Here is a 2,784-nt window from a genome sequence, read left to right as displayed (position 1 = left end):
GCTGACGGCCGTGCACAGAACCGTCGTACGGAAATCAAAATCCAGCGTTAAGCCCCCCCGCGTCCGCGCCTTGTGCAGTCGCGGATGCGGGTCTTTACTCCTGTGTAACCGGTATTGGCCGGTGACACAGGAGCTTTCAACATGATCGTTCTCACAAGGACCGTCTTGCCGGTTCTGCTACTCGGCAGCCTCTTGACCGGTTGCGCCACCCACAGCGATGGCACTGCCCCCCTCAATCAACGAACCTGGCCAATTTGCAGCCTGATCGGCGGCCTGGTCGGAGGTGGTCTGGGCGCAATCGAGAGCGGCGCTTGGGCCGCGGGTGGGGCGACGCTGGGTATCTTGTCCGGTGGCTTGATCTGCTATGCCCAGGATGGCGACGAAGACGGCGACGGCGTTTTCGACCGACGCGACCGTTGCGCTGATACTCCCGCCAATACCCCGGTCGACCATCGAGGCTGCCCGGCGCCGCAGTACCCGGACAGCGTCCAGGCCGAGCCTGCGCAATCCGAAGTCATTACTCTGAGCGATGTACTGTTTGTCTTCAATCAGTCCGACCTGACCCCGACGGCGAAGAGTCAACTGGATGCGTTGATGAGCAAGTTCGAGGATGCCGATGTGGTCAGCATCAAGGTGGTCGGCCATACCGACGGCGTCGGTTCGGGTGCCTATAACCAGGCCTTGTCGGAGCGGCGTGCCAGCAGCGTGGCGCAATACCTGTTGAGCCAGGGTGTCGCGCCGAACAAAGTCACCAGCGAAGGCAAGGGCGCGAGCCAACCGATTGCCGACAACGAAACAGAAGAAGGCCGTGCGAAAAACCGTCGCGTGGATCTGCATATAAATCGCTGAGCCAAGAGATAGAGCCGTCGGGCGACAGGTGTGATCGCTGCGACGGCCGTTCGGCGGCCTCCATGAAGATTTTACCGTTGCCCTCTGGATTATCCCGCGTGGAAGCCGTTACTGTGCGCGCAAACAATAATTCTCATCGGGGGCGCGTATGAAAGTCATATGGGGACTGGGGCGATTACTGACCTTGCTGTTCTGGGCGGTAGTGCTGGTCAATCTGCTCACACCGTTTGTCTTTCCGCTGCACCCGTTGGTCAACCTGGCCGGCGGCCTGTTGGGGTTCATCCATCTTCTGGAAGCGTTGCTGTGCTATCGCAGCCTTCGAGGTCGTGCCCATCCCTGGCTTGACCGCCTGAAGATCGTTATTTTTGGCGTATTCCACCTGCAAACCATTCCAGCCCCCACCGCTTCGAAGGCTTCCCATGCGTAAACTCTGTCTGCTCGCTGCACTCATCAGCCCATTGGCCAGTGCACAGGTGGTGAGTGTCGAAACCAACTCGCTGATGCGCTTGCCCAACACCGCCAGCACCCTGCAACTGGAGCGCCTGGAAGTGGCCGATTACGGCACCTTGCTGATTCCTTCGAACGTCACGGAAGTCACCGTGGGTGAATTGCATCTGGGGCGTGAAGCGCGCATTGCCATCGTACCGGGGGAACAGGCGCTGGCCCTGAAGGTCCGTCGCGCTGATTTGTCCGAAGGCAGCCAGATCACCGCCCGTGGCGCTCCGGGGACTTACCAGAAGGCCGCCCGATCCGGACGCAATCTTGATTTGCAGATCAAGGCACTGAACGCACCACAATTGATCGTTGATGCTCGTGGTGGTGCGGGTGCACCGGGGTTTATTGGTCTCGATGGGGCCAACGGCCAGGAACCGGGCTGCACCTGGGGGCAGGCCGGTCGCGGTGCCGATGGCAGTGATGGCAGTAACGGCCAGCCAGGGGCTCCGGGGGCTCTGGTTAAACTGGCAGTGCCGCACGACTATCCGGCAGACCGGATCAAGGTTCAGGTGGCCGGCGGTGCCGGTGGCTTGGCCGGCCCGGGCGGCAAACCGGGGGCGGGTGGCAAGGCCAAGGGCTGCCTGATTTACAAGGCTGATGGCGGCAAGAGCGGTAAACCCGGGGCTGATGGTCAGCCTGGGCCTGAAGGGGCGGCGGGTTCGGTGACAGTACAGCGGATGTAAGAAACACTGAGAGCCTTGTGGCGAGGGGGCTTGCCCCCGTTGGGCCGCGAAGCGGCCCCAATTCCGGCAATCGCAATACTGCTGAAGGTTAGCGGTGTCTTGTTTTACGACTGCTTCGCAGCCGAACGGGACGGTGCGGCGATCCGACAAGCCCCCTCGCCACAACAGCATCCCGGGCCACAGTTCTTCAAAACATCGGCCGAACCGCCGCTATCGCCACCACAGCCAGCCCCACCAGCAGATTGATCCCCACCAACCGGCGAATCCGCCCTAGCACCGCCGCCCCAGCCGGCCAGTCCTGCCCTGCCACGGCAGTGCGCAGTTCCGGCAGCATCAGCGCCTGAATGCGGATAAACAGCGCGGTCATCACCACATACAAGCCCATCATCACCTGCACATAGCGCGGCGCGTTTTCAAAACCGGTGAAGTGCAGATTCAGCATGCCCACGCCGCTGACTGGCAACAGCACCACCGCCACCCAGACCCAGCGGAAAAAACCTTGAAACACTTCTACCCACAACTTCAGCCGGGCAGGGCCCTCCAGTGCCGTGATCGCGGCGGGACGCAGGACCATCCAGGCGAAAAACATGCCGCCGACCCAGACCAGGGCCGCCAGTACATGCAGGCTATAAATGAGGCTAAAAGGTGTCATTGGGTTACTCCGTTCTGCGCGGGATTCATTAGCGGGGTATGATAGCGACCGATTCAGGGGGCGTTCTCAGTTAGTTTCCGCGCCGCGCCGGGTCTGCTGTTGTGC

General features: G+C 61.5%; 4 protein-coding genes. 3 read left to right on the top strand and 1 reads right to left on the bottom strand.

The features are described 5' to 3' along the window. The first annotated feature begins 141 nt into the window (after positions 1-141). The 3 genes from ACXRVY_RS22960 to ACXRVY_RS22950 all read left to right on the top strand — a co-directional run bounded on the left by ACXRVY_RS22960 (position 142) and on the right by ACXRVY_RS22950 (position 2,027). Positions 142-849, top strand: a complete 708-nt coding sequence (locus tag ACXRVY_RS22960) for an OmpA family protein (RefSeq protein WP_223463185.1) — start codon at positions 142-144, stop codon at positions 847-849. 148 nt (positions 850-997) lie between these two features. Beyond that, the gene (locus tag ACXRVY_RS22955; RefSeq protein ID WP_150812938.1) at positions 998-1,276 is read left to right on the top strand and encodes a DUF1145 domain-containing protein; all 279 of its coding nucleotides are present in this window, start codon (positions 998-1,000) and stop codon (positions 1,274-1,276) included. Next, positions 1,269-2,027 carry a collagen-like protein gene (locus ACXRVY_RS22950; protein ID WP_223463186.1) on the top strand — a complete coding sequence of 253 codons (759 nt, stop codon included), beginning with the start codon at positions 1,269-1,271 and terminating at the stop codon, positions 2,025-2,027. The genes ACXRVY_RS22955 and ACXRVY_RS22950 overlap by 8 nt, the downstream gene beginning before the upstream one ends. 187 nt (positions 2,028-2,214) lie before the next feature. Here ACXRVY_RS22950 and ACXRVY_RS22945 read toward each other — a convergent pair whose 3' ends face one another. Next, positions 2,215-2,679 (bottom strand): CopD family protein, encoded by a 465-nt coding sequence (locus ACXRVY_RS22945; protein WP_223463187.1) that lies wholly within the window; start codon positions 2,677-2,679, stop codon positions 2,215-2,217. Positions 2,680-2,784: the final 105 nt, after the last annotated feature.

The organism is Pseudomonas sp. P5_A2_2 (assembly GCF_054177685.1).
Note: the sequence above shows the minus strand (reverse complement) of the source record. Positions and strands in the feature narration are given on the sequence as shown.